General features: G+C 72.3%; 10 protein-coding genes. 1 reads left to right on the top strand and 9 read right to left on the bottom strand.

Annotated features, from left to right (window positions below; translation table 11 throughout):
- Position 1: 1 nt before the first annotated feature.
- The 5 genes from ABZ815_RS25035 to ABZ815_RS25055 form a co-directional block, all read right to left on the bottom strand.
- The gene (locus tag ABZ815_RS25035) at positions 2-15,067 is read right to left on the bottom strand and encodes a hypothetical protein (RefSeq protein ID WP_357701791.1); all 15,066 of its coding nucleotides are present in this window, start codon (positions 15,065-15,067) and stop codon (positions 2-4) included.
- Positions 15,064-15,408, bottom strand: a complete 345-nt coding sequence (locus ABZ815_RS25040) for a hypothetical protein (RefSeq protein ID WP_357701792.1) — start codon at positions 15,406-15,408, stop codon at positions 15,064-15,066. The genes ABZ815_RS25035 and ABZ815_RS25040 overlap by 4 nt, the downstream gene beginning before the upstream one ends.
- Positions 15,405-15,809: a YbaB/EbfC family nucleoid-associated protein gene (locus ABZ815_RS25045; RefSeq protein ID WP_357701794.1), complete on the bottom strand. Its 405-nt coding sequence runs from the start codon at positions 15,807-15,809 to the stop codon at positions 15,405-15,407. Before ABZ815_RS25045 ends, ABZ815_RS25040 begins: the two co-directional genes overlap by 4 nt.
- A 77-nt stretch (positions 15,810-15,886) precedes the next feature.
- Positions 15,887-16,279: a hypothetical protein gene (locus ABZ815_RS25050; protein ID WP_357701796.1), complete on the bottom strand. Its 393-nt coding sequence runs from the start codon at positions 16,277-16,279 to the stop codon at positions 15,887-15,889.
- A complete protein-coding gene (locus ABZ815_RS25055; RefSeq protein WP_357701799.1) occupies positions 16,276-17,145 on the bottom strand; it encodes an SseB family protein in 870 nt (289 codons plus the stop codon). Before ABZ815_RS25055 ends, ABZ815_RS25050 begins: the two co-directional genes overlap by 4 nt.
- A 46-nt stretch (positions 17,146-17,191) precedes the next feature.
- Here ABZ815_RS25055 and ABZ815_RS25060 point away from each other — a divergent pair, with 46 nt between their 5' ends.
- Positions 17,192-17,710 (top strand): hypothetical protein, encoded by a 519-nt coding sequence (locus ABZ815_RS25060; RefSeq protein ID WP_357701801.1) that lies wholly within the window; start codon positions 17,192-17,194, stop codon positions 17,708-17,710.
- Here ABZ815_RS25060 and ABZ815_RS25065 read toward each other — a convergent pair.
- The 4 genes from ABZ815_RS25065 to ABZ815_RS25080 all read right to left on the bottom strand — a co-directional run bounded on the left by ABZ815_RS25065 (position 17,686) and on the right by ABZ815_RS25080 (position 24,852).
- Entirely contained in the window at positions 17,686-18,786 is a 1,101-nt protein-coding gene (locus tag ABZ815_RS25065; protein WP_357701803.1) for a helix-turn-helix domain-containing protein, read from the bottom strand. The genes ABZ815_RS25060 and ABZ815_RS25065 overlap by 25 nt on opposite strands.
- A gap of 67 nt (positions 18,787-18,853) precedes the next feature.
- Positions 18,854-19,552 carry a response regulator transcription factor gene (locus ABZ815_RS25070; RefSeq protein WP_357701805.1) on the bottom strand — a complete coding sequence of 233 codons (699 nt, stop codon included), beginning with the start codon at positions 19,550-19,552 and terminating at the stop codon, positions 18,854-18,856.
- 33 nt (positions 19,553-19,585) lie between these two features.
- Complete coding sequence (locus ABZ815_RS25075) at positions 19,586-20,788, bottom strand: histidine kinase (protein WP_357701807.1); 1,203 nt, start codon at positions 20,786-20,788, stop codon at positions 19,586-19,588.
- An 83-nt stretch (positions 20,789-20,871) separates the two neighbouring features.
- Positions 20,872-24,852, bottom strand: a complete 3,981-nt coding sequence (locus tag ABZ815_RS25080; RefSeq protein ID WP_357701809.1) for an RHS repeat-associated core domain-containing protein — start codon at positions 24,850-24,852, stop codon at positions 20,872-20,874.
- Positions 24,853-24,859: the final 7 nt, after the last annotated feature.

The following is a 24,859-nucleotide window of genomic DNA, read 5'->3' on the forward strand; positions in this document are numbered from 1 at the left end:
CTCACCATCGTCCGTCGTCCGAGGCCGGCTGCCATGTCGTGATCGCGAACAGGGCGGTCAGCTGTTCCTTGTCGGCCTGGCGGGGGAACAGGGTGTTCACCATCTCGATGAAGGAGGCCGCGTCCCGCCGCGGGTCCCGGTCGTGTTCGAGGTGGGTGCCCAGTTGTTCCCGCGCGGGCAGGTGCTCCTCGCCGTTGCGCGCGTAGTCCACGATGGCGGCGACGAGCTTGATCCGGGCCTGGATGAACGAGGGATCCAGGTGCCCGTCGTTGTGGCGGAACTCCACGTGATCGTCGGCCGTGCCGATGACATGGGCCAGGTTGAGTGCGGAGGGGCGGCGGTGGACCTCGCGGAGCTCTTCCGTCGAGCGCTCGGTGCCGCCGGTGACCTCGTTGGGCGCGCAGTGCCGGTAGGGCCGGTGCATGCCGAAGGGCTCCCTGGGGTCCTGCCCGAGCCGGAACAGGATGTCCTCGTAGCCGTAGTAGAGCGTGAGCAGCCGGTGCATGGCCCTCACGTCGGTGCCGAGACCCGGGGCGCCGACATGGATGTGCCCGCCCGTCGCCAGGGTGATCTCGCCGCCGTGGGACTTGATGATCTCGGTGATCCGGGCCAGCTCCGCCCACGTCCGCTCGGTGTCCCGGAGGATGCCGGAGACGAACTCGCCGGCGATGAGACGCGGGTTCGCCTCCCGTTCCATGTACGGCCGGCCGCTCATCGAGTCGGGGGCCTTGTGGTGACCGAACACCTCCGGGCTCGCGGCGAGCCCCGCCCGGTGGAGCTCGGCGGCCATCAGGCGCACGTCGTCGGCCCGGACGTCCATGGTCTCGCCCGCGTGGGCGAACTCCAGCTCCAGCCCGAAGGCCACGTCCGTGGCCATCGCGTCTCGCGTCATGTACGGCACGACGGACGCGACGTCCTCGCCGGCCGCCAGCCGCCGGGTCACGTCCTCGACGACCTCGTCGTGGTCGTCGAAGTCCCAGCCGAAATGGCTCTGGACCCGGGCCGGCGCCGGCGCCGGCGGCACCAGCAGCGAGATCTCGCCCTTGGCGTGCATCCCGATGTGGTACAGCCTCTTGAGCGCCTCTTCGTAGGCGGGAATGAAGCCGCTGTCCCGGTAATGGGGAGCCAGCGACACCATGACGTCGGTGAGGAAGTCCACGTCCTGCCGGCTCAGTGGGTTGTCGACCCATACGGGACGGTTGTCGGGTCCGGTCGCGACGAAGTTGCCGCGGAGAGTCTTGCCGACTGCGGGGACGGAGCTGGTGTCGGTGCCGGTCACCAAGGCGGCGCGTGCGGGATCGACGCGGGGCACGATGAAGGCGCGTCCGGTGTCGACGCCGGCCAGACCGGAGCCCGTGTCGTAGAGGTTGTTCAGGTGCCGGTCGTTGTTGAGGATCAACAGGTCGAGGAGTTCGAGCAGGATCGCGTTGCGCTTGGCGCGCGTGTCCGTCCTGCCGACGGCGGGGTGCGTGCCGTGGATGTACTCCATGAAGACCGTGCGTGGGTCCGTCGGGTGCGCGACGACGATGGGGACTGTGGCGCCGATGAGTCGTCCCACCAGTGACCCGAGGATCTCGGCCCTGGCTTCGGGGATGCCTGTCCGCTTCCGTACGATCTTGGTGCCGTCCCGCAGAGTGAGGTGCTCCACGGTGCCGTCTTTGCCCTGCTCCCCGAACAACTCCCACTCGTGCGGATCGGCCGCGAGCGCTTCGTCGACGGCGCTTTGGGGCAGGCGACGCTGTTCGACGACGGGCGACGGCGCCGGGACGGCGAAGGGCGTGGCGGGCGTCACCCTCCTGGACGGGTGGGCCTGCAACCACTGGCCGTCGTCGTTGAACGGGAAGACCGGCCGCCCGTCCGCGTCGTATCCCTGCACGGTCGCGGTGTGAGCCTGCCTGTCGGCGCCGATGTAGACGATCTCGTTGCCGGCCAGGATCGACCGGCCGGTGAGGTCGGCCAGTTCCTGGAGCACCGCCGGGTCGCGGGCCGTCTCGCAGCCCAGGATGCGTATCCACGCGTCGGGCTGCGCGAGCACGCGCGGGTCGTGGGCGAGCATGGTGCCCAGGTCGGCCGCGCTGAGTCGTTCGGGGCCTATGAAGAAACCGGTGCCGTCACCGGCGATCGCGACGTCGATGACGCCGTTGGAACGTCGCAGCAGGCGTGGATCGGCCGTGGGCATGACCGCGGAGCTCTCGTCGCGATACCAGATGCCCGCGTTGACCTCGCGGCGATGCTCGGAGATCAGGTCCCGGTGCCGGGCGCTCAGCGGTGGCGCGGACACCGGGCCGGGCGACTCGACGGGCCTGACGGCCGCCAGAAGCGGGACGGGACGCACGTGTCCCTTGCGTACCGTACGACTGGCCCGCGGATCCTCCGGCATTGCTGCCAGCTCGGGACCGAGCCAGGCCCTGAGCTGCTCCCCGACCACCGCCGAGGTGTCGCCGGGCAGGAAGAACCGGAACTGCGCCGATGGCTGGGCGGCGTTCCCGACATGGAGGTTGCCCAGAGACGTGGTCTCCACGGCTCCATCCGCGGCCAGCACGACCCGTCCGGTGTACCAGGCGAGCTCCTGCGCGAAGGCCGTCGTCCCGTCATGGGGGCCGGCCAGTATGATCGCGGCGTCCTGCGGCAGGTCGGGGGAGCACAGCAGCATCGCCGCGACCACCTCGGCCCGCAGGAGCCGGTCGTCGACTATCAACCCCCGCCGGGAGTAGCGGCCCTCGACCACGAAGGCGCCCTCGACGGGCCGTACCGTGTGCCGCTTCGCCGCGCCGTCGGCCAGGCCGCTGCGGACGCGCAGGCCCGCCGCGGTCGGGGTGACCGCGTTCCGCCGGAGATGGTGCGCAATGTCCCGGGCCAGTTCATCGGTGAGCCCGATCCTCGGCGTGACCACCGGTCCCGTTCGTTCCTGGGCCCGGTGCTGCTTGAGGAAGTAATGGACCTCACCGTTGTCGGCGGTCATCACCGCCGTCACGGTGAACCGGGCGCCGGACCTGAACAGCGCGTGATGCGGCTTGCCCGACACGTCCGCGACCGGTACGTAGTCGGACGCCAGGATGGTCACTCGCGTGCCGTGGGGGCCCTCGGCCAGATGGCCGGCGTCGTCGACACCGTCGATCAAGGTGTCCACGGTGAACTCTTCCCCAGCGAGGATGCCCCGGGGAACCAGGCCGGCGGGAACCCGGGCGAACACGTGCCCTTCCGCGCTCGCCCGTGCCGCCAGCTCGGCGTCGGCCCGGGAGATCACGTCGGTCCGGTTCTCCGCGATCACCCGCGCCAGGTGATCGTTCCGCAGGAGGTCGCCCAGGACCGGGCCCGTTCCCGGTGCGGGCCGCCACGCGGGCGCGCGATACTCGACGGTCGTCCGGTCCTCGGAGAACGCCAGCGGGATCAGCCTCGCGTCGTCGGAGCCGGTGAACTCGCTCAGCATGTTCAGCAAGCGCTCGTACCGGTCGCCGAGGGAGAGCGCGCCGAAGGTGTCACGCAGCGCCTCGAAGGCGGCGGTGACCCGGGCGACGTCACCGGGGGCCAGGACCGGGGCGCCGCCCCGGAACTCCCAGTCGCCCGCCTCACCGAACAGGACGAGCAGCGGGTTGACGTCGAGCAGCCGTCGCAGTGTCGCGTGGTCCAAGGGCTCGCCGTGGGCGAGGAAGGTGTACAGCGCCCGGGTGGCCAGGCGGGCCTGCGTCTCGGGAGTGGGTTCCGCCGGCCGGCGGAGCTCCTCGTAGAGGACGTAGGGGGTGGCCCGATGCGCGCCGGGCAGGCCGTCACCGGCCTCGTACGCCTCCTCCAGCCTGGCCTCGTGCTCGTCCGCCGCCGCGCGGGTCGGGAACTCGTGGCGCAGGGCCCGCCGGCCGTCGCCGAAGACCACCTCGGTCGTCCGCCCGTGTGACCCCGGCACGTCGAGCACGCGGGAGACGCCCGTGGCGACGCTCGCCCGCAGCGCGTCGCTGCCGAACGTACGCCACACGTACCCGTCCTCGTCGAGGTGCAGGGCCGGGCCGGCGAGGCCGAGCGCCTGTCTGGCCAGCGCGCGGACGAGGACCTCCGGGGCGTCGCTGAGGGGGATCCTGAGAGCGCGGGACCCGTCGGCGAACGTCACCACGTCGCCCAGGGCCGACGCCCGCTCCGACGGGACGCCCTGCTTGACGGTCTGCTCGACGTTGACGCGGAGGCGGCGAGCCGCGTTGATGGCCCGGCCCTCGGCAACCGGGCCCAGGCCCGTCAGCGAGGCGGACGGGCCCTGGTCCATGGCACTGAGCGGCGCGACACGGGCGAGGGGCAGCTCGGCCCCAGGCACGGCGGCCACCACGCTCTCCAGGCCGACCGCGTTCCCGGCGAACGGCCCGCCCGCGAGGCCCTGGTGCCGTCGCACGATCTCGTCGTAGTGGGACTCCAAGCCCATCCGGGCGAAGTCCTCGCGTGCGGTCTCCAGCATGGCTCCCAGCACCCGCACGTCCGAGGGGGACAGCGGGTTGCTCGCCCAGTCGCGGCGGCCGGAGGCGTCCTCGCGCAGAAACAGGTCGAGCAGCGGGCGGCTGGTCGGAAGCACGTGGAGGGCCGGTCTGGTGACCAGCGGCGTGATGTCGGCCAGGGCGGCGAGGTATCCGGCGAGCACCGCCTCGCGGGTGCCGAGGAAGCCGGCGGAGGTGGCGGTGGGTGTCCAGTCGATCAGGATGTGCCGGTCGCCGGCCGCCCTGGCGGGGCCGACCAGGCCCAGGCGGTGGGCCAGCTGCGTCATCAGCAGGGTCAGGTTCCTGCTCTGGGGGGTGGACTCCTCAAGGAGAAGGGCGGGGGAGCCGTCGGCCAGCATCACCTTGGAGACGTTCGCGCCGAGGGGCTCCGGCTCGCCCCGGACACCCAGAGCCGCCAGCTCCGGATCACTCGGCATGCCCAGGAACTCCGTCTCCGGGGCGGTTCGGGGGTCTGAAGCTTCCTGGGTGTCGGTTTCTTCCGTCCAGTTGATCAGGGCGTCGATGGGGTGCGAGGGGCCGGTGCGCGCGGCGAGGTCGGCCTCCACCGCGGCGATCTCGACGGCCAGCCGGTCCGCGGCCGCGGTGTCGCCCGCCGCCAGGGCCTCGCGCTGCTTGCGTTCCAGGAAGCGCAGCTCGTTGCGCCGGGCGGTGACGCACTCGTCGCGCGTGGCCTCTCCCGGCGTGTGCGGGTGCGTGTGCTCGCCTGCCGTACGGAACTGGAGCACGTCGCTGATCTCGTGCAGGACGAGCCGGGCCACCTGGTCGGAGGCGACGCGGGGAGCCAGGGTCACCAGGTGCGGATCGCCCCGCTCGCCGGTGTTCGTCGCCGTGGTCTCGCCCAGGTAGCCGCCCTCGACCGGCCCCACCTGGAACTTGAAGTGCACCTGTCCGAGCAGGGCGGAGTCCAGGACGAGGGTGTCGCCGCCGTCCCAGATCACCCGCCAGGCGCCGGCGACGCCGCCGAAGTCCTCCAGCAGCAGCTCGTTGTTGAACGCCTGCCTGGCCTCGTCGACGGTGAGGTCGCCCTCGTCGGCCGGGCGGCCGTCGGCGACGAACGCGGAGTCGAGCGGGGAGGCGTGGGTGTGACGGGGCGCGCCGCCCGGCCCGTTCTCCGCGTCGTCGGGCTTGTTCTTGGCCGGCCAGGCCGCCGGATCCGCGGCCGGCAGGATGCCGCGCCTGCTCAGCTCGTTCCTCAGGTGCTCGGCGAGGCTGGGGGCCTGATCCGCCTCCGCCTGCCGCTCGGGGCGTCCGGCGGGGTCGGCGGGGTCGACGGAGGCGGCGGGGTTCGTGTCCGTCCTCGGCGTGGTGCGCTCGTGCAGGGCCAGCAGGTCCATGCCGTGCTGCTCGGCCACCGCGATCAGGGAGGACGGCAGTCCGGCGAAGCGCCGCCCGAATCCTCCGTCGTCCCCCTGCGCCGTCAGGCGGCCGTCGGGGGTGGCGACGTAGGTCAGGGGCGGCCCGTACGGAGGCCGGAGCGTGACCAGGACGGTCTCGTTCCGATCGCGGGCGTCCACTTGCGCCTGCCTGAGCTCCCCGTACGAACGAACGGGCCGCCCGGTCCCCGAGCCGACCGGCCCCGGCAGGGCGGCGGCAGCGGGGGCGACCGGCCCGGGAGCCTCGTGGCCGGCGACCGGCGGCGGGTTCTCGGCCTGTCCGGCCAGCTCCCGCATGACCTCGTCGAAGACGATCACATCGGCGTGGCCCGTGGCGACGCGGACGGCCTCCTGCGGCGGCTTCTGCCCGGATTTCTGGGCCGGCGAGACCTCGACGCGTACGGTGTAGTCGACCCGGAACCTGACCGAGCTGCTGTCGGCCTTCTCGAAGACGCTGGTCTCCCTGCGGTTGCCGCCGCCGACGGACGCGCCGTCGACGCCCTGGCTGCGGTAGCTCCCGCCCATGCCGAACTTGAGGCCGAACGGGAGCCACCTCCCTATGTCCTTGCTCCCGCCGGAGAACCCGGCCGGAAACCACCGGGTACGGTCCGCGCTCGCGGACGTACCCCACTGCCTGCGGTCGACCTGCCCGATCTCGAAGTCCTTGTGACCTTGGGCGATGGTCACGGGTTCGGACAAGACCGCTCCGACGTGCACGCGCGCCACCCTGCGGTGCGCCAGCGGCACTTCGAGCACCATGAGCCCGTCCTCGGCCGTCATGAGCTCGAAGTTGACGTTCCGGTTGCTGCCCGTCAGGATCCGGGCGAGCGCACGGGACTCCCGGAGGGAGAGGTCGCGGCCCGTCGTCGCCTTCAGGTGCCGTTCGACGGCCTTGGCGAGGTCCTTCACCCGCGTGCTCTCGACCATGAAGTTCTCGGGCACGGGGAAGGGGCGCGGATCGGCCACGGCGGGCTGCGGAGCGGTGCCCGCGCGCGCGACCATGCCGGGTGGGACGAGCCGGTCGATGGTTCCCGAGACGCGCCGGGAAACCTCTGCCACCAGCGACGCGTCCGCCACAGGCGACGTGGACCTCACCCGCCGTACGTCGACCACGAGCCTGATGCCCTGCCGCACCTCCGCCCTGGTCCCCTCGAACGAGGCCGCCCGCTGCACCCGGGTCTCTTGCAGGTTGCTCGCGGCCGAGGCGCCGCGTCCGCGGTCGGTGCCCACGGAACCCGACTCCATGTCGTCTTCCGTGTCCTTGCCGCCGAAGGTGCCGGTCAGCGCCGAGGACTCGGAGACGTTCTCCTCGTGCATGGTGTAGAGCTGGAGGATCTGCCCCACGTCGGAGACCTCGCCCCGATACTGGACGTCATCGCCGAGCACGGCCCGTACGGTGACCTCAAGGGTGTCCGTGAGCCCGTCGCCCCTGACGGTGTACTCGGCGGGCGGGGAGTCCGGATCGAGCAGAGTGTCGATCTTGCCCAGCCAGCTGTTGCCGGAGAAGTCGGCCGACAGCGCGCGCCACAGTTCGGTGTCCTGGGCGAGCGCGCCCGGAGCCACCGCCTCGACCGCCTCCTTGATCTCTTCCAGCAGCTCGACCTCGGCGCCCGGCCGGTCCTCCGGATGGAGGCTGACCCCCTTGACGGTGCTCATGCCGATGGCGTCCTGGTACGGCGGCGCGAGCACGGCGGCCACCTCGCCGTTCTCCAGCCGCCGGGCGGCCGCCTCCAGTTGCGCCTTGACGTGGTGGTGGAACTCCGGCCGGCTCAGCATGCGGTCGATGGTCTCGGCGTCCGTCTCGCCGGGCCGGCCCGGCGGAACCCCCGGCGGCATCATCTCGGCCAGCGTCTCGGAGGAGAACAGTTCGAGGAGCGCGGCGAGGGCCCTGCCGGTGTCGTGCCCCCGGCTGAGGGGGACGCCGGGCAGGGTGGTCAGGCCCGGGACACCCGACGGATGGGCGGTCCTCGCGCTTTCCAGGTCCTGCAGGTACCGGGTGATGAACCTGACCGCCACCCGGCGGCCGAGCTTCAGGTCGCCGTTCATCACCCGTTCGGCCGCGTCGGCGAGCTGGTGCAGCGGCAGCTCCACCTCTTCGTTGGCGTACAGGTCGAGCGCGTCACGTTCGGCGACCAGGTAGACGGCGGTGCCGTCGTTCCGCGTGACCGTCTTCGCGCCGATGCCGGAACCCACGGTCACTTCCGCGGCGACGTCCATCACGAAGGCGTAGTGCCTGCCCGTGTCGATGGTCAGTCGCTCGGGGCCGGAGATCAGCTTCCGCTCGTTGGAGGTCGTACGCCCCCATGAGGTGGTGCCGCTCCCCTCCTCCGCCCGCTCACCGGGCGCCGGCACTCCCATGGATCCCTCGACGTCCCGCGGTCTGGAGATCCGGGTGGTGCTGCTCTGGGAGCTGAGGGTGAGGTTGATGTCGCCGACCAGGATGTCGGTGGCGGACAGGAAGCGCGACTGGCCCTGCGTCAGGCGGAGGCTGACCGGCTGGTGCCGCGCCGTCCCCTTCGCCGTCTGGCGGTCCACCCCGGTCCGGTGGCCGGTGGTGAACACCTCGGGGTGGCTGACCAGGCTGCGTACGTTGAAGAACGCCGCGAGGTGCTGGAACGCGGGCGAGCCGCGGTCGAGCGAACCGTCGAGATGCGCGACGGTCGTCGCGATGTCGCCGACGTCGAGGTGGGCGACGGTGGCCCGCCGGAGCACCGACGTCGAGGTGCGGTGCCGCGGCCCCGGCGGACGCGGGTGCCCGTCGGACGACAGCGCGAGCGGGAGCAGGTCGGAGGGGAGCACGATCCGCGCGTCCCCGGCCCGTCCCTCCGTCACGATCGGTACGGGGTTCGCCCCGGTCAGCCGCTCGACCTGGACGACGTGCGGGATGCGGAAGACCGCGCTCTGCCCGGTGCCCTCCAGGAGTTTCACCTGGTTGACGGTGCTGCCCGTCGTGAGCTCCACCTGGCGGTTCCGGCCGAGGCCGGCGGAGAGGTTGGATCCCCCGAGATCGAGGCCGGGGTCGTCCTTCAGGGAAAGGCCGCTTCCCAGTCCCGCTCCCCACGACCCGGTCAGGTTCCGGGACGAGGTGTAGGTGTCGGAGCCGATGTCCAGGTTCACCACCGGCTCGGCGCCGGTCACCCCCTCGTAGACGGCGTTGCCGAAGTCCTGCCTCAGGCTGATCCGCAGGGTGTAGTGCTCGGCCGGGCCGAGGGGGCTGTGGTGGACCAGGTTGACGATCAGGCCCGCCTGGGCTGCCTGGTCGTAGCCGGTCTCCAGGCGTTCGGCGGAGAACTGCTCGGCGACCAGTTGCTCGTTGGCCATCTGACTCGCCCTGACCGAGGCGTCGAGGGAGTAGTGGGGGACGCCGTTCCTGAGCTTCGGCAACACGCCTTCGCGGCGCAGATACTTCTCGACCTGTTCCCGGACCGAGTCCATGCCGGTGATCCGCTGAACCAGCGCCGGGCCCGCGCCGCGCGTCTGGTTCTCGCCCGTCCCGTACCAGGTGGGCAGCGCGCCGACTCTGCCGGGCGGATCGACCTTGGCGGGATCGCCTCTGAGCACGACGTTGCCGTCCGCGTCGCGCCCGATCTCCGCTGCCGGGTCGACCGGCAGGCCGTAGCGGTAGGCGTCCGGTTCGGGGATGCGGAACAGTCCGGTGCTCGGGTCGGAGACGAGGGTGACCGGGTCCTGACCGTCCATCTGGATCGTCACCGTGTGCACCATGTTCAGCAGGTAGCCCTGGGTCTCACCCGCCCATCGATGCACGCTCGGATGGATGGCCACGCCGGTCACGCCGGTGGACGCGGATGCCGCTCTGTCCACATCGCCGCGGAGGGTGGCTTCCCATGCAGGGTGGTGCTGACCGGTCTGGTCGGCCGTCTGCGAGGTCCACCCCACGGCACCCCCGAGGGCCGTGTCGTGGCTGTCGGAATGGCTCTGGCCCGCGTGGGAGGATCCGACGCGCAGCCGTTCCTGGTGGTGCTTGGTGCTGGGGCCGCCGACACGTGTGTCCCCGGGGAACACGGTCGTGCGCATCGTCATCACGCCGTGGATCCGGCCGTTCACGATGATGGTCCGGCGCAGCCCCGCCGGATCGTTGACGGCCGTGCCGAGGTTGCCGGGCAGGTCCTCGGTGATCGCCGTGACGACCTGGTCGCGGGCGACGGGGCTGCGCATGACCTTCGGCAGCCGCCCGGTCACCCGCTCGGCCAGATCGAGCAGGCCGGTCATGCTGACGACGACGTGCTCGGGGAAGGGGGAGCGCCGCCGGTCGGCCTCGGGAAGCTGGAGGGGCTGGTCACTGGGATCGAGGAGATAGGCGTGCGAGAGCCACAGGCTCTGACGCGTGGTCTCCCCGGCGGGCGGTGAGGCGGTCACCGGGGTGCCGGACGCGGTGCGCAGTTCCACGCTCCAGCTCGCCCTGGCGGTGAACATGGTGGCCGTGCCGCGATTGTCCTCGACGTTGCCGCCCAGCCAGTTGTCCTGAGCCGAGGTGGAGACGGAGTGAGCGCCGCTCCTGCTCCACTTGAGCCTCATGACACCGTGGTCGGCGATGTGGTGGAGGGTCTCCCAGGGCGTACTCCGCATCCAATGCCGGCCCAGGTCCATTATGTCCCGGTCGAAGGTCAACCCCCTGGAGCGGCGGCCGGTGGCGGATGCCCTGCCGCCACCCTGCGGCAGTTGTCCGAGCATGGTCTCGGAGTGGGATGCGGCCGGCTTCACCACCTCCATGAGGTCGTCAAGCGTCAACCGGATCCGCAGTTCCGCGCCCGCGGTCCCGTTCAGGCGCAGCAGCAGGCCGTCCGGCGCGAGCGCGGTCTGGAAGGCCTGGCGGATCGCCCGCCTCAGCTCCTCCTGGGAGAAGCGTGCGGACAGGCCCTGGTCCGTGAGCAGCTTGTTGACCAGCTCGGTCAGCGGGGCCAGGTTGGCGATCGGGCCGGCGGTGTAGGCGGCCAGCAGGGCGTGCGGCGGCGGCAGTGCCTCCCGGTGTGCCGAGTCGTAGGCGTCCGATCGGCTCCGCATCTCCTGGAGGGCGACTTCGACCTGGAGCGTTCTGGGCTTGTCCGGCCTGTTCACCCTGTTCAGGGCGGTCAGTGTCGCGTCGGTGGCGTCAAGTGCCTGGTTCGCGGCGATCGCGGCGGCCGCGTACCGCTCGGCTGCCCGCGTGTGGTACCTGGCGGCGGACTCCGCCTGCTCGGCGGCCAGCACCTGCCGACGCGCGCGCTCGGGAGCGCCGTCGTCCTCGTCCAGGCCGTGCTGGAAAGCGTGATTCCAGGCCTCCCGAGCCTTATCCCAGGACTCTTCGGCATGGTGCCGGTGACGGCTGCTGAGTTCGAGGTTGTGCGCCCAGGCGGCCTCCAGCCTCCTCTCCTCCGCTTCGACCTCCGCCCTCAGCTCCGACAGCGCGGTGGGCGGGGGCTCGGGCACCGAGAGGGCGGGCGGTGTCGCGGGCGGCAGCGCGGCTACCGCATCCTGGTACGCCTCCATGGCCGTGGCGGCCGCTCGCGCGGCGGCGTTCAGCGCGGCGTGGTCGACCGGCTCTCCCGAGGCCACGCCCTTCAGCAAGTCGGCGAGCACCTCGTGGGCGTCGCGGGCGGCGATCGCCAGGCCTTCGGCCGCCTCGTGCAGCGCGCCGAGCCGGGCGAGCTCCGCCGCGATGGCCCGCCACCTCCGTGCGCCCTCCAGGTCCCGCGCGGCCAGGGCCTCCGCGGCGAGCACGTACGGCGTGCTCGCCGCCTGGTTGTAGGCGCGTACCGCCGCGCGCTGCGCCCTGACGACCCCGTCGAACCCCTCGATGGTGGTACGCAGCGCCGTGGCGGCGGCCCGCCGGTCCGACACGCGCTGGAGGAGGTCGCCGAGCGTGGCGTCGATGGCCTGGGCGTCGCGCGTGTTCGTCAGCAGGTCCGGCGTCGTGAGCTTACGGTAGTACCCCTCGTGGGTGGCGCCCAGGCGGAGCAGCTGCGAGGCGAGCTCGTGCGGCGGGGCGATCAGGATGCGCCGCGCCTGAACCGTCTCGTCGAGGAGCAACTGGTACGTCTCGGCGGCCCGTACGGCCGAGTCGGCCGCGCTCCGGCGTTCCGCCGCCGTGCCCGGTGAACGTCGCGCCGGGCTGGTGAGCTCGTCGGCGGCCGCCCGCAGCGCGGCGATGTGGGCGCCGAGCACGTCCGGTTCGGCGGCCTGGGGCAGCGCGGGAACGAAGACGGCCGGGTCGGCCTGCTCCTCGTACCGCAGGCGGAGCTGGTGGGCCGCGTGCAGCGCCCTGGCGAACTCGGTGCCCTTCCTGCCGGGAGCGCCCGCGGTGTGCACGAGCGACTGGGCGCTCTCGTACGCGGCCCTCGCCTGGGACGCCGCCGTCAGCAGCGAGGAGGTGCCCATGTCGGTGACCGTCATCGCCAGGAGCCGGAGGTCGGACTCCACGCGCAGGAGCCGGTCGATCTGCTGCGCCAGCACCTGGTCGAGATCCTGTTCGAGCTGGGCGACGGCCTGGTCGTGGCGGATCAGCAGGTCGATCAGGTCGTTCGTCGACTGACGGGCCGGCGCCGGTCGCGACTCGCCCACTTCCAGCTCGCCGTGAGCCTCCAGAATCCTGCGTACGGCGTCCCGCTCCGCCTCCATGACGGACCGTTCGATGCCGCTCGTCTCGCCGATCCGGCGGGTCAGGAACACCAGCTCGCGACGGCGGGCGGTGAGACACTCGTCGCGCTCGTTCGGCTGGGTGATCAGGCGGCGCATCAGGCCCTGGCGCGGCTGGTTCCTGGCGTGCAACGTGTCGGCGATCTCGTGCAGGACCAGCCTGGCGACCTGGTCGGGGGCCACGCCAGGTGCCAGCCGCACCCTGTTCTCGCCGTTCGCGTACAGCACGGTCCGGCCCAGCCGGCTGCGGGTGACGCGGCCCACCGTGAAGGTGAACCGCTGGTCGGGGAGACCGGTGACCTCGACCACGAGCGTGTCGGCGGCGGTCCAGCGCATGCCGGTGACCTCAGGTCCGAGGTCGGAGGCGAGGACCTCGACCTCGAACGCCGCCCTGGCCTCCGCCACCGTGAGCGCCGGCACGCCGCTTTCGCGGCCGTTCGCGACGAACCTGGTGCGCTTGACGGGACGCCCGCTCACGAGGGCATGGGCGTCCCTGGTACGGCGGACGGCGCCGATCAGCCTGGTGACCAGGGAGGGGCCGGGGGTGGCGGGCTGCTGGGCGGGTGCGGGGGTGGGGTCAGCCTGGGTCTGCGGGGTGGGGCCGGGGGCGGCCGCCGTCTCGGCCGTGGTGAGGGTGCCGGTGTCCTGCGGGACCGGAGCGGGTTCGGCGGTACGGGGCTCCCCGACGCTCTGCGGGCCCCCGGTCCGCGCGGTCTCGGGGGTGCCGGTGCTGTCCTGGGTGGTGTTCTCGGCCGGGGTGGTGTTCTCGGCCGGGGCGCCGGACGTGTCGGAGGTGCCGCTGGTCCGGTCGGGAGCGGGTGTCGTGTCCGGGGTGGTGGTCGTGTCCGGAGCGGGGGTCGTGTCCGGGGTGGTGGTCGTGTCCGGGGTGGTGGCCGGCGTCTGGGAGGCGGCGGTGTCCGAGCCGGGGGAGGTGTGCGGCGTTTCGGCGGGCGCCTGGTCCGTCGTGGGCGCGGCCTGCTGATCGGCGGCGGGGGAGGCGTCCTGCGCGGCCGGCTGGGACGCCGGTCGCGCGTCTGGGCGCGGGTCCTGCGATCGGTCCTGCTGGTCCTGCGGCTGGGCCTGCGGTTGGGATTGAACTTGAGGGGTGGGGGCGTCCTGGCGGGGTTTGGTGTCGTTGGTGTGCTGGGGGCGGGGGGCCTGCGGCGTGTCCGGGGCGGCGTCCGGCGTCTGGACGGCTCGGGCTGCCTTCGGTGCGGGCTGCTGGGGCGCCGCCGGTTCGGTGACCGTGCTCGTACGGTCCCGCCTGCCCCCGCCGGAGAGGTCGCCCTGCGGCAACACCGGGCTCCCGCCGGCGTCGGGCGAACCGGTCTGAGGGCCGGGGACGGAGGAGAGGTCCCCGAGGCCGGGAGCCGTCGTGATGGTGGACGCGTTCCGCTGGGCCGCCATCGCCTCGTTGAACACGCCGCTCAGCGAGGTCACCGGGGTGACGGCCGCGTGCAGGACCTCCAGGTTGGTCGGGCTGAGGGTGTTCGTACGTCCCGCGCCGCCGAGGAAGCCGCCGTAGAAGCCCTCCGCGCCCGGCAGCGCGAACTGGTCGTAGACGGCGTAGTTGGCGACGATGCTGCCGGCGGGCGAGGCGACCATGTTGTTCAGGCCGGTGTTCAGCGCGCGTCCGGGGAAGCGCAGGAACGCGTTGCCGACGCCGCGGTTGTCGCCCGCGATCCGGTTCAGCCGCGAGATGCCGGGCAGGTCGTTGGCGAAGCGCGACATCGGATCGCCGAGCTTGGTGCCCGCGATCGCGCCGGCGCCCGCGCCGATCGCCGCCGCCTTGACCTTCTTCCAGTCCAGCGAGTCGCGGGTGCCCATCCTGATCTGCTGGTACTGGGTGGTGAGGTCGATGACGAGCTCTTCGGAGATCTCCTCGAACAGCTCGGCCGCCAGCGCCGCGTTGAAGAAGCGGCCCGCGCCGGCTCCGGCGAGCTTGGAGATCTGGCCGCTCGCGGCGACCGGGCCCGACCTGGCCGCCACCAGCGCCAGCCGTTCCATGATCAGGGCGATCCTGGACCCGCCCGCCGCGCCCACGCTGCGCAGCATGAGGCTGGCCAGCGGGAAGAAGCCGGCGGCGATCAGGGCGATGAACGCGGCGATCACCGCGATCCAGAAGGCGACGTTGATCGACAGCTTGGTGTACTGGGTCTCGCGGGCGAAGTTGTCGACCATCTTCGCGTAGGAGAAGGACTCCTGGGCCTTGGCGACCACGCCGGCCTTGTCGTCGTAGAGCTTGGCGAGCCGCTTGAAGATGGCCGGCTTGGCGGGCGACTGGAGGCTGCCGTTCAACGTCTGGACCGTGGCGGAGGTCGGGTCCAGGGTGCTGATGAGCAGGTTCATCAGCTTGACGTACTCGACGCGTAACTCCCAGAGCTTGCTCTCGCTGCCCTCCGGCCAGCTCTGGCCCGCCGTCAGCAGGGGGACCAGGTGGTGGACCACCCAGCCGGGCAGCGCCTCCGTCTGCCAGACGGGCTCCACGTCCTTGGTGGCGATCCCGCCGTCGAACGCGCCGGTGCCGCCCGCCGGCTTCCGGGCCTCGTCGGTCGCGGTGGTGACGTCGCCTTTGCCCGCCATCATGCTTTTCGGTAGGCGTTCGACAGGCCCACGTCGATCGCCTGCTCGGTGGTGAGGGTGTTGGAGACCGTCGCGCGCAGCAGCGGCCCGGAGCCGGAGATCTCTTTGATCAGGTCATCGGTGTCGCGCAGGAATCTCTCGGGACCCCCGCCCGCCAGGTACTGCTTGCTGAAGGACTGGCCGTCCGGCCCGTCGCCCTGGGGGTGGGCGGCGTTCAACGCCCGGATCCGCGCCGCGATGGCCGGCCAGGCGGTGCTCAGGTCGGTCGCCATGGCGTCCCACTGGTTCAGGCTGTTGCTGATCGGTTCGCGGATGTGCACGTCCGCCCGGTCGTCGGCGCTCATCGGCGGCGTCTCTCTCCCGGCAGCGGGCCGGAGAACTGATCGAGCACGGCCTCCAGGTCGCCCTCCAGATGGGCGCGCAACTGCTCGGGCGGCACCACGGGCTCGAAGAGCTCGACCAGCTCCTCCAGGGCCTTGGCGGTGGCCCGCCGGATGGTGTCGGTGATCGAGTCGGCCAGCCCCCTGGCGTTGGGCCGGCGGTACAGCCGGGGGTCGAGATCGAGCCTGATCAGCTCGCCGCGGACGCTCACCGTGGCCGAGACGAGCCCGTCGTCGGACTTCTCGGTGACCCGGATGGCCTGGGCCTTGGCGTTGAGATCGCTCGCCTCGCGTTGCATGCGCATGAAGGTCTCGCGTAACTCGTCGGCGTAGGCCTGGAGGCCAACCACGTCCGCGTCTTCCATCAGGCCCACCCCCTAACTGGGGTGAATATAACAACAACATCATCTGGCCTGAAAGAGATCAACAGCCTTGTTGTTCATCAGATGCCGACAAGTGCCACAGCCTTCTCGCTGAGCGCCGACACCTCGTCCCGCAGCACCCAGGCACGGTGCACTCCGCGCTCGACGCGTTCCAGGCCGAGCTCCGCGGCGTGCGGCGCGTTCGCGCCCAGGTACTCGATGAGCAACTCCTCCTGGCGCGCCGCGCGGACCAGGAAGGGGGCGCCACGCCACTCGCAGACGACGGTCAGGTGCCAGATCGCCGCGCAGTCGGCCGCCGGGACCGCGCGTACGTACCGGCCAGGCGCCACCTCCTCGAAGCCGTCGGCGGGCTCCGGGGCGTACAGACGCATGAAGAGCACGCCGTCGACGAGGTCCGGCGACGCCTCGTGGTCGGCGCCCGCCCAGCGGACGCGGTAGGAGCCGGGGTTCATTCGTCCTCCACCATCAGCCACCGGCAGCGGTCGGCGTCGTACCGCGCCCGCGTGCGTTCCCTGCCGTCGGCGGCCAGCTCCACGATCTCGGCGCCGTGCGGCAGGCCGATGCCGTCGATCTTGTACTCCCTGATGGTCTCGGCGGGGTTCGGCACCAGGCCCGTGCCGACGAACGGCGGCTCCTCGACCACCCAGCCGGCCATCGCCGTCCGGCCCCTCTCGTCGACCCCGCCGTACGGGGTGCGGTAGAGCTCCACCCCGACCGCCGGCCAGCGCAGCAGGTTGACCGCGCCCTCGGCGGTGAGGGCGTCGTCCTGGAGCAGCGCGTCGGCGAGCACGGACGGAGTCGCGATGTGCTCGACGTCGAGCGCGTGGTGGCAGTAGCCGGACACGCGCGGCCGTTCGCTGTCCAGCAACTCCTGGATCTGCGCCACCTCCAGCAGCTTCTGCACGATCGGGACGCCGTGGCCGGGCTCGGCGACCAGGTCCTGCTCCAGCGTGGGCACCGCCAGCCGCGCGACCGTGCCCGGCTCCAGCAGGAACGACGGTTCGAGCCCCGGGTTGACCGCCAGCCCCCAGCGGGGGTCGGGCCAGCCCGCCGCGAGCTCGACCAGCGACAGCACCCGGCAGTGCCGGACGGCGCCACCCGTGGCCTCCCGCATCGCCTCCTCCGACGTGTACACCGCCACCCACACACGATCGGCCCCCGCGAACGTCGGCCAGGCGACCTGCTCGTCACCTCTGGCGGCGGCGTCGCCGACCGGGCAGGCGAAGTCGGCGTACCGCAGCAGCGCGAGACAGGTGGACAGGTCCTGCCGGTCGTGCGCCTCCTTGAGCCGCTCCTCGAACGCGGTCGGTGCCTGCATGGCGACACCCTAGTGGGTTGATCCGCGTTCCCTGTAGGTTGCCCGTGTGACGGATCGGCCGATTGCCCGCACCCGCGACGAGGCTCTCGTGTACCTCGACCTGAATCCCTGCCGGTGCGGCTCGGTGGAGACCGAGTGGGACAGCGGCGTGGTCAGCGTCGAAGGCTCGCTGGCCACGTGCTGGTCGGGTGCCTGCGACGACTGCGGCGCGGCGCGGGAGTACCTGTTCTCACTGCCCAGGCGCGAGGTCATGCCGGTCGGCTGGCCGACGTTCGGCGGCGCGGAGCCGTCCGAGCTGCTCGACGCCGGGGAGTGGATGTGGCTGGCCGACCTCACGGCCGGTAACGTCCCCGACGATCCGGAGGACGCTCGCCGGGCGCTCTCCATGGCTCGTTCGGCCATGGACGAGGTGCTCAAGTTCATCCCCGAGGGGCAGGACGACGTCCCCGCGGAGGCCTTCTGGTCCGCCCGCGGGCGGGAGGTGCGCGCCGCCGAGCCTCCCCGGTTCCGCCGCGACCGCCTGATGGTCGTCCGGGACACCTACCGCGAGCTCGCCGACCGCTGAGCTTCCCCGGCGGGCCGGCCGTCGTGGTCGTCGTGGCCCGCCAGCGACCGGCGGCGGTGGTCCCGCGGGCTGAGGTCGTAGGCGGTGCGGAACGCGCGGCTGAACTCGGCGCCGTTCCTGAAGCCCCAGCGCATGCCGATCTCGCCGATCGGAAGGTCCCGCAGCCGCGGGTCGGCCAGGTCGGCGTGACAACGTTCGAGCCGGCGCCGGCGAACGGTGGCGCCGACGGTCTCGTGCCGCTGCTCGAACAGCGCGTGCAGGGTGCGTACGGAGATGTGGTGGTGCGCGGCGATGCTCGACGGCCCCAGGTCGGGATCGCCGAGATGCTGGTCGATGAAGGCGTCGATCCGCGCGGCCAGCATCCGGTGCCGGCTCTCGGCCGGCAGCTGGCGGCCGGCGTCGAGGCGTCCGGCCAGGAAGGCGGCGGCCAGGTCGACGCCGATGGTGCCGAGGCGGGGCAGCTCGGCGGGGTGGCAGCCGCTCGCGTGTTCGAGCAGGCCGGTGAGGTAGCGGGCCAGCAGCGCCCCTGAGCCGGTGGCCGCCCGGAGCCTGGTGGCCAGCAACGGCTCCAGCTGGCCGCGGGTCAGCGGCAGCGCCTCGCGTGGCAGGAACAGGAGCGTCACCCGGGTCGGCCGGTCACCGTCGAGGAACTCGGTCACGTACGGCGAGGAAGTGTCGAACAAGGACATGTCGCCGGCCTGCAACAGGGATTCGTTGCCCCGCTGCCGCAGCCGGTTGGCGTTGCCGTGCAGCAGGAAGAGCTCATAGCCCTCGGGATCGTGCCGGCTGATGTGGGCCGGGGTGCGCCGGCCCTTCAGCGGCGACATCGTGAAGTCGCCCACCCGCACCTGCGACAGGTCGATGGACTGCACCCGGCCGTGGAAGTCGTCGGCGTGCTCGCTGGACAGCGCGGTGGGCACGACCTCGTGCGCGGCGAGGTGCGCCCACCACTCCAGGCGATCCTTCCTCGGGATCGCGTCGGTGGACGCGGACACCACCGGGCTCGGTCTGGCCATGCGGTGGATCCAGGAACTCCGGTACGGGTGATCGCACACCGCGTCGACGCTGTCGGCCACCGTCCAAGGGTCCACAACCCCGGCCTCGGCCGCAAGACCGGCGGCGCGTCCTGTCGCGGTCCGCAACCTACCGGCCGTCCGTGCGATCCGCCGGCCCCTGGGCCTCGGGGGTCGTCCGGCGGGGCGAGGACTGCCCGGGACGGACGAGGCCGGAGTCGTACGACACCACTACCACCTGCGCGCGGCTGCTCAGCCCGAGTTTGGCCATCAGCCGGTTGAGGTGCGTCTTGACCGTGCCCTCGCTCACCGACAGCCGTTCGGCGATCTCCTTGTTCGATAATGCGTGCCCGACCAGCCGCAGCACCTCCGTCTCGCGTCCGGTGAGCCGGTCGAGGGAGGGGGAGGGCAGCGGGGCGGGCGGTTCGGTGAACGCCTCGATCAGGCGCCTGGTCGCGGCCGGGGCCAGCAGGATGTCGCCCGCCGCGACCGTGTGGATGGCGGCGATCAGGCGTTCGGGCGGCGTGTCCTTGAGCAGGAAGCCGCCGGCGCCCAGGCGCAGCGCGTTGTAGACGTACTCGTCGAGGTCGAACGTGGTCAGGATGAGCACCTTGGGCCGCGGGTCGTGCGCGGCGGCCAGGATGCGCTCGGTCGCGGTCAGGCCGTTGATGCCCGGCATCCTGATGTCCATGAGGATCACGTCGGGCCTGAGCGTGGCGGCCAGGCGCACGGCCTCCTCGCCGTCGGCGGCCTCGCCCACCACCTCCAGGCCCGCGGCGCGCAGGAGCGCGGCCAGACCGGCGCGGATGAGCACCTGGTCGTCGACCACGAGAACCTTGATCTCGCACCTGCCTCACGGTCGTCACGGCGGCCGATCGCCCTCACCGGGTGTGGGGAGCGGGAAGGTCGCCAGCACCTCGAACCCGCCCTCGGGCAGCGGCCCGGCGGTGATCGAACCCTGGTAGAGCCTGACACGTTCAGTCATGCCGATCAACCCGTGGCCACCGGAACCCCGGCCCCCGGCCTCGACGGCGGCGCCGTCGTTGCTGACACGCAACGTCAGCGTGGCCGGACCGTAGCCGATGCGGATCTCGACCCGGCCGGGGTCGGCGTGCTTGAGGACGTTCGTCAGCGACTCCTGGACGATGCGGTACGCGCACAGGTCGAGGCCGGGCGGCAGCGGCCGGGCGCGGCCCTCGACGGTGAGCTCGGTGCCGACGCCCGCCGCGCGCATGCGTTCGACCAGCGGATCGAGGGCGAGCAGGCCCGGCGCGGTGGCGTAGAGGCCCTCGTCGTCGTCGTGGGCCTCTATGCGCAGGATCGACAGCAGCCGGCGCATCTCGGTCAGCGCCTCGTGGCTGGTGTCGGCGATGACCCCCAGCGTGGCGTGGGCCGTGGCCGGGTCGCTCAGCGCGACGTAACGCCCCAGCCCGGCCTGTACGGAGATGACCGACATGTGGTGGGCGACGACGTCGTGCAGCTCGCGGGCGATGCGCACCCGCTCGCGGGTGACGGCCCGCCGGGCGGTGGCCCCCTGCTCGGCGCGGAGCTGCGCGGCGAGGTCGGCCAGCTGCGCGGTGCGCTCCGACAGCAGCCGTACGCTGGCCCCCGCGCCCACCCCGCACGCCGCCACCAGGACCGACTGCGCCAGAGCCGACCACATCGCCAGGCCGGGCTGCTGCCCCGAGGCGTACGTCCACTCGGTGACGACCAGCACCGAGCCGGCCACGCACCAGGCCCACGACCGGTGCGCGGCGACGGAGTAGAGGGCCACCAGCGGGCCGATGCTGTTGAGCCCGTGGTGGTAGCCGAGCACGTGGTAGACCAGCGACGCGCCCACCGACACCAGCAGCACCGGCACCGGCGCCACCCTGCGCAGCGCCAGCGGCGCGTTGACCAGCAGGGTCAGGCCCATCGACAGGCCGTCGCCGGGCCGGCCCCGGCCCGGCTCGAACACCTCCCACAGCCAGGTGCCGACGACCAGCGTGAGGGCCGCCGCGCCGTCGAGCAGCAGCGGGTGGACCGCGACCACCCGCCGGAGAAGGGACGAGGGGGTGAAGGGCACCCGTCACGCTAACCCCGGCGCCACCCCCGGCGCATCAAACCGGGGGTGGACATCGACTGCCGCGGAAGTTGCAGTCCCGCCCGCTACTGATGCCAGGACTGGTTCATGGACGTGCTGCCCCGCAGGACGAACTCACGGGCGTAACCCAGCAGGTGCATCTCGTAGAAGCCCCGGAAGTTCGCCTTGCGGTTCAGGATCGGGACGGACGCCGCGTCGTTGGGGTCGAAGTTCCAGTCCTTGTGCATGCGCAGCGTGTACTGCGCGGTGATGACGCGCTTCTTGGGGTTGTCGCCGTTCTCGATGAGGAACTTGCCGTCCGCGCGGAACATGCTGCCGCCGAGCGTGTAGTAGGTGTCCTTGTCCTTCCCGCTGACGTGGGCGCTCTTCCAGAAGGAGTCGAACGTCAGCTCGCAGGTCGCCGCGCGGCACTTGGCGATGGCCTTCTTCGCCATGCTCCGCATGACCTGGTCCACCCGTTTCCCGATGCCCTCGTTGTCGGAGTAGATCTGGTACGGGTCCACGATGAAGTCCTTGCCGCTCTTGCCGCGGTAGTGGCGCCAGGTGTCGCAGGTCAGCGTCCAGGCCGCCACGCAGGCTCCCTCGGTCAACGCGTCGTACTCGGCCAGCACCTTCATCATCTTCAGCACCCGCTTGAGCGTCCTCTTCCACGTCCGGTAGCCGCCGTGCTCGGGCTCGCCGGGGGAGCGGGGGACGTAGTTGCCGCCGCCGGAGACGTCGGGGTGGTGGGGGCACGTGCCGCCGCAGCCGTCGAAACCGCCGCAGAAGCCGCCCGTCGGGTGGCAGGGGTTGGTGGCGCAGCCGCCCTCCGGGCTGCACTCGCCCGAGGGGTCGCTGTTGGTCGCCGGGTTGCTCTCGGCGTAGCCGTAGCCGTTGAGCTGCGCCGGGTTGTCGGCGTTGAACACCGGGTCCACCGAGATGAAGCGGCCGGTGTCCGGGTCGTACTCGCGGGCGCCGAGGTGGGTCAGGCCGGTGCTGACGTCGACGGTTCCGCCGACGAAGCCCTTGTCGCCCGGCCAGCCCGCCGCGGCGCTCCCGCGCGGCTGCCCGAACGGCGTCAGGCGGCGCTTGACGACCGCGCCGGTCCTGGCGTCGATGGCCACCTCGCCGGTGCCGTGCCGGTCGGCGGCCAGGAACGTCACGCCGGTCGTGCTCCTGACCGCCACCACCTGGTCGCCCTGCGTGTAGTAGCGCGTGGCCACCGTGGCCGTGGCGCCCTTGTTCAGCCGCACCTCCATGCCGTCCAGGTACAGCGTGGTCCCGCCGGGGTCGCGGCGCAGCAGCCGGCCGCCGTCGGCGTCGTAGACGAAGGAGGTCTCGCCCTTGCCCGGGTCGGACACCTTGGCCAGCTCGCCTTCGGCGTCCCAGGTGAGGGTCTGGGCGGAGGTCCCGATCCGGCGCGTGGTGGTGTTGCCGGCCGCGTCGTAGGCGTAGCTCTCGGCGCGGGCCCCCGGTCCGGTCTGGGTGACCGCGCCGAGCTGGTGCCCCTTGAGCCCCGCCGCGGCGCCGTCGTCGCCCGCGTAGGTGTAGGCGCGGGTGGCCGACGGCTGGTTGGCCGCGTCGTAGCGGGTCTCGCCCGTACGGTCGCCCGCCGCGTCGTAGGTGTAGGCGTCGTGGTAGGGCGCGGGCCCGCCCAGGACGGCGGCGGCCGGGTCGGCCGCGCACCCGCCGGAGCCCTGCGCCCACGCCTCGGTCAGGCGGGCCAGGTGGTCGTAGCGGAAGCACTGGTTGTCGGCGCCGTCCCTGGAGGCGTCGGCGATCTGCGTGACGTTGCCGGCGTCGTCGTAGCCGTAGGTCTCGCTGCGGTCCACCCCCGCCGCGCCCTCGTGGACGGTGGTCAGGGTGCGCAGCCGCTGGCTGCCGAACTCGTAGGAGTAGGTGAAGTCCACCTGCTTGCCGTCGGCGCCGGTGTCCAGCCGCTGGGCGAGCAGCTTGCCCGTCCTGCTGTAGTCGGTGCCGACCACGTACGACGACAGGTTGCTGGAGGCGGTCAGCGGGCGCCCCAGCTCGTCGTAGGAGGCGGCGATCACCTCGGCGGGCAGGCCGCCCGCGGCCGGGCTGCCGGTGGACTGCAGCGTGCCGTCGGGGTTGTAGACCGTCGAGAAGGTGTATCCGCCCACCGGGGCCAGCGCGCCCTCGGCGGCGGGTACCAGCACGGTCGTCCGCGTCGGCCGGTTCAGGTTGTCGTAGAAGTCCACCTTCTTGGTGTAGGCGGCGCCGCCCGACCAGCGCGTGGAACTGGCCTGCTGGCCCTTGCGCACGGTGTCGTACGTCCACTCGGCCAGCTTGACGCCGGCGCCGTCGTACTGGGCGGTCTTGCGCCCCAGGCCGTCGAGGGTCAGCGTCAGCTTCTGGCCCCGGGCGTCCACCGACTGCACGAGCCGGTCGAGGTCGTCGTAGGCGAACGTGGTCAGCCCCTTGTCCGGGTCCAGCTCGCTCGTCTTGCGGCCCCGCACGTCGTAGGTGTAGCGCCACACGTGCCCGCCCGGCCCCTTGACCTCGGCAGGCCGGTCACCGCCGGTGTAGGTGTAGAACGTCGAGTCGTAGCCGCCGTCCGGGCGGTGGCGGCGCAGCTCCGAACGCCTGCCGCGGGCGTCGGTGACGGTCGTGGTGACCACCCCGCCCGAGGGCGGTGTCACCCGCGACCAGTCGCCGCCGTAGGCGAAGGTCGTGCGCCACAGCTCGCCGGTGTCGCTGTTGCCGGCCCGCAGGATCTCGGCGGTCTTGCGGTTGCGGCCGTCGTAGGTGTACACGGTCTGGGTCTCGACCTGGCCGGTCTGGGCCACGCCGAACAGCGCGGGCGCGGGCGGCCCGTCGGCGAAGTAGGAGGCGTAGGTGCGGTCCACGGCGCCCTGGGCGTTGTAGAAGGTGTCGGAGACGAGCCGGCCGCCGCCGGGGCCGGCGTCCTGGGTCTGGCGGGCGCGCAGCCAGCCGTCCAGCAGCGAGACCGACGTCTCCTGGCCGCCGTCCTGGTCGAGCTTCTTCGTGGTGACGGCGGTGATCTGGCCGGCGGCCACCCGGTAGGCGTACTCGCGGTCGGGCACCTGGCCGGTGCCGCGGGCGGGCGTCCAGACCTTGACCAGCCGGCCCAATGCGTCGTACGCCATCGTGACCGTCTTGCCGCCCGCGTCGGTGGTCGTGACGGCGCTGCCCCACGCGGGGTCGAGGTCCTTGGCGGTGGTCATGGCCGAGCCGGGGACCCCCGGCGTGGCCGGCGGGCCGGTCTCGGCGGTGCGGGTGTTCAGGCCCTGCGTGTCGGTGTACACGGTGGTGGTCGGCCGCTCGACGGCCGGGGAGGAGGTGTGGTCGACCTTGACGACGGCGGTCGGCCTGCCGTAGGCGTCGTAGGAGGTCCTGGTGTCGGAGACGTACGCCAGGGCCGCTGCCGTGGTGCCGCCGGCCGACGCCTTGTCCGCCGAGGTCGCCCGCCCCTTGCTCGGGGCCTGGCGGTACGCGCCGCCGTCGTAGGCGGTGCGCGTGGCCGAGACCAGGTCCTTGGTGTAGTCCACGGCCGCGCCGCAGCGCCTGGCCACCTTCAGCTCCTCGGCGACCGCGTCGACCAGCCACGCGCCGGTGTTGCGCGCCGCCATCGTCGTGGTGGCGCACACGTCGTCGGTGTCCAGCGCCACGTCGCCCTGGTCGTCGACCTGCAGCACCCGGCCGGTCACGTCGTCGAAGGACAGGTTGGCGGTCTTCGACTCCCGCCAGCGGCCGCCGTCCAGCGCGGTGAGCGTCCGCGTGGTCCGCGGGGCCGACAGGTAGGCCGAGACCGTCCCCCACGAGCGCGTACGGCTCGCCGTCCGCTGGTACCAGGGCGAGGTGACGACCTTCTCCACCGGCGTGCCGCCGGCCCGGTCGTAGGTGACCTTCCGCACCTCGAAGCCCTGCAACGCCTCGCTGTCGGGGGAGGAGCCGCCCTCGCCGTCGGAGACGTCGACGTCCTTGCGGCCGCCGTCCGGGCCGAGCCGGTCGCCGTCCATGCCCTGGAAGTACCAGTGGTCCACCTGGCCGGGGTTCGGGCCGGTCGCGCCCGAGATGACGCGCACCTTGTCG

This window comes from Nonomuraea sp. NPDC047529 (assembly GCF_040642995.1).
In the GTDB taxonomy this organism is placed as follows: Bacteria; Actinomycetota; Actinomycetes; order Streptosporangiales; family Streptosporangiaceae; genus Nonomuraea.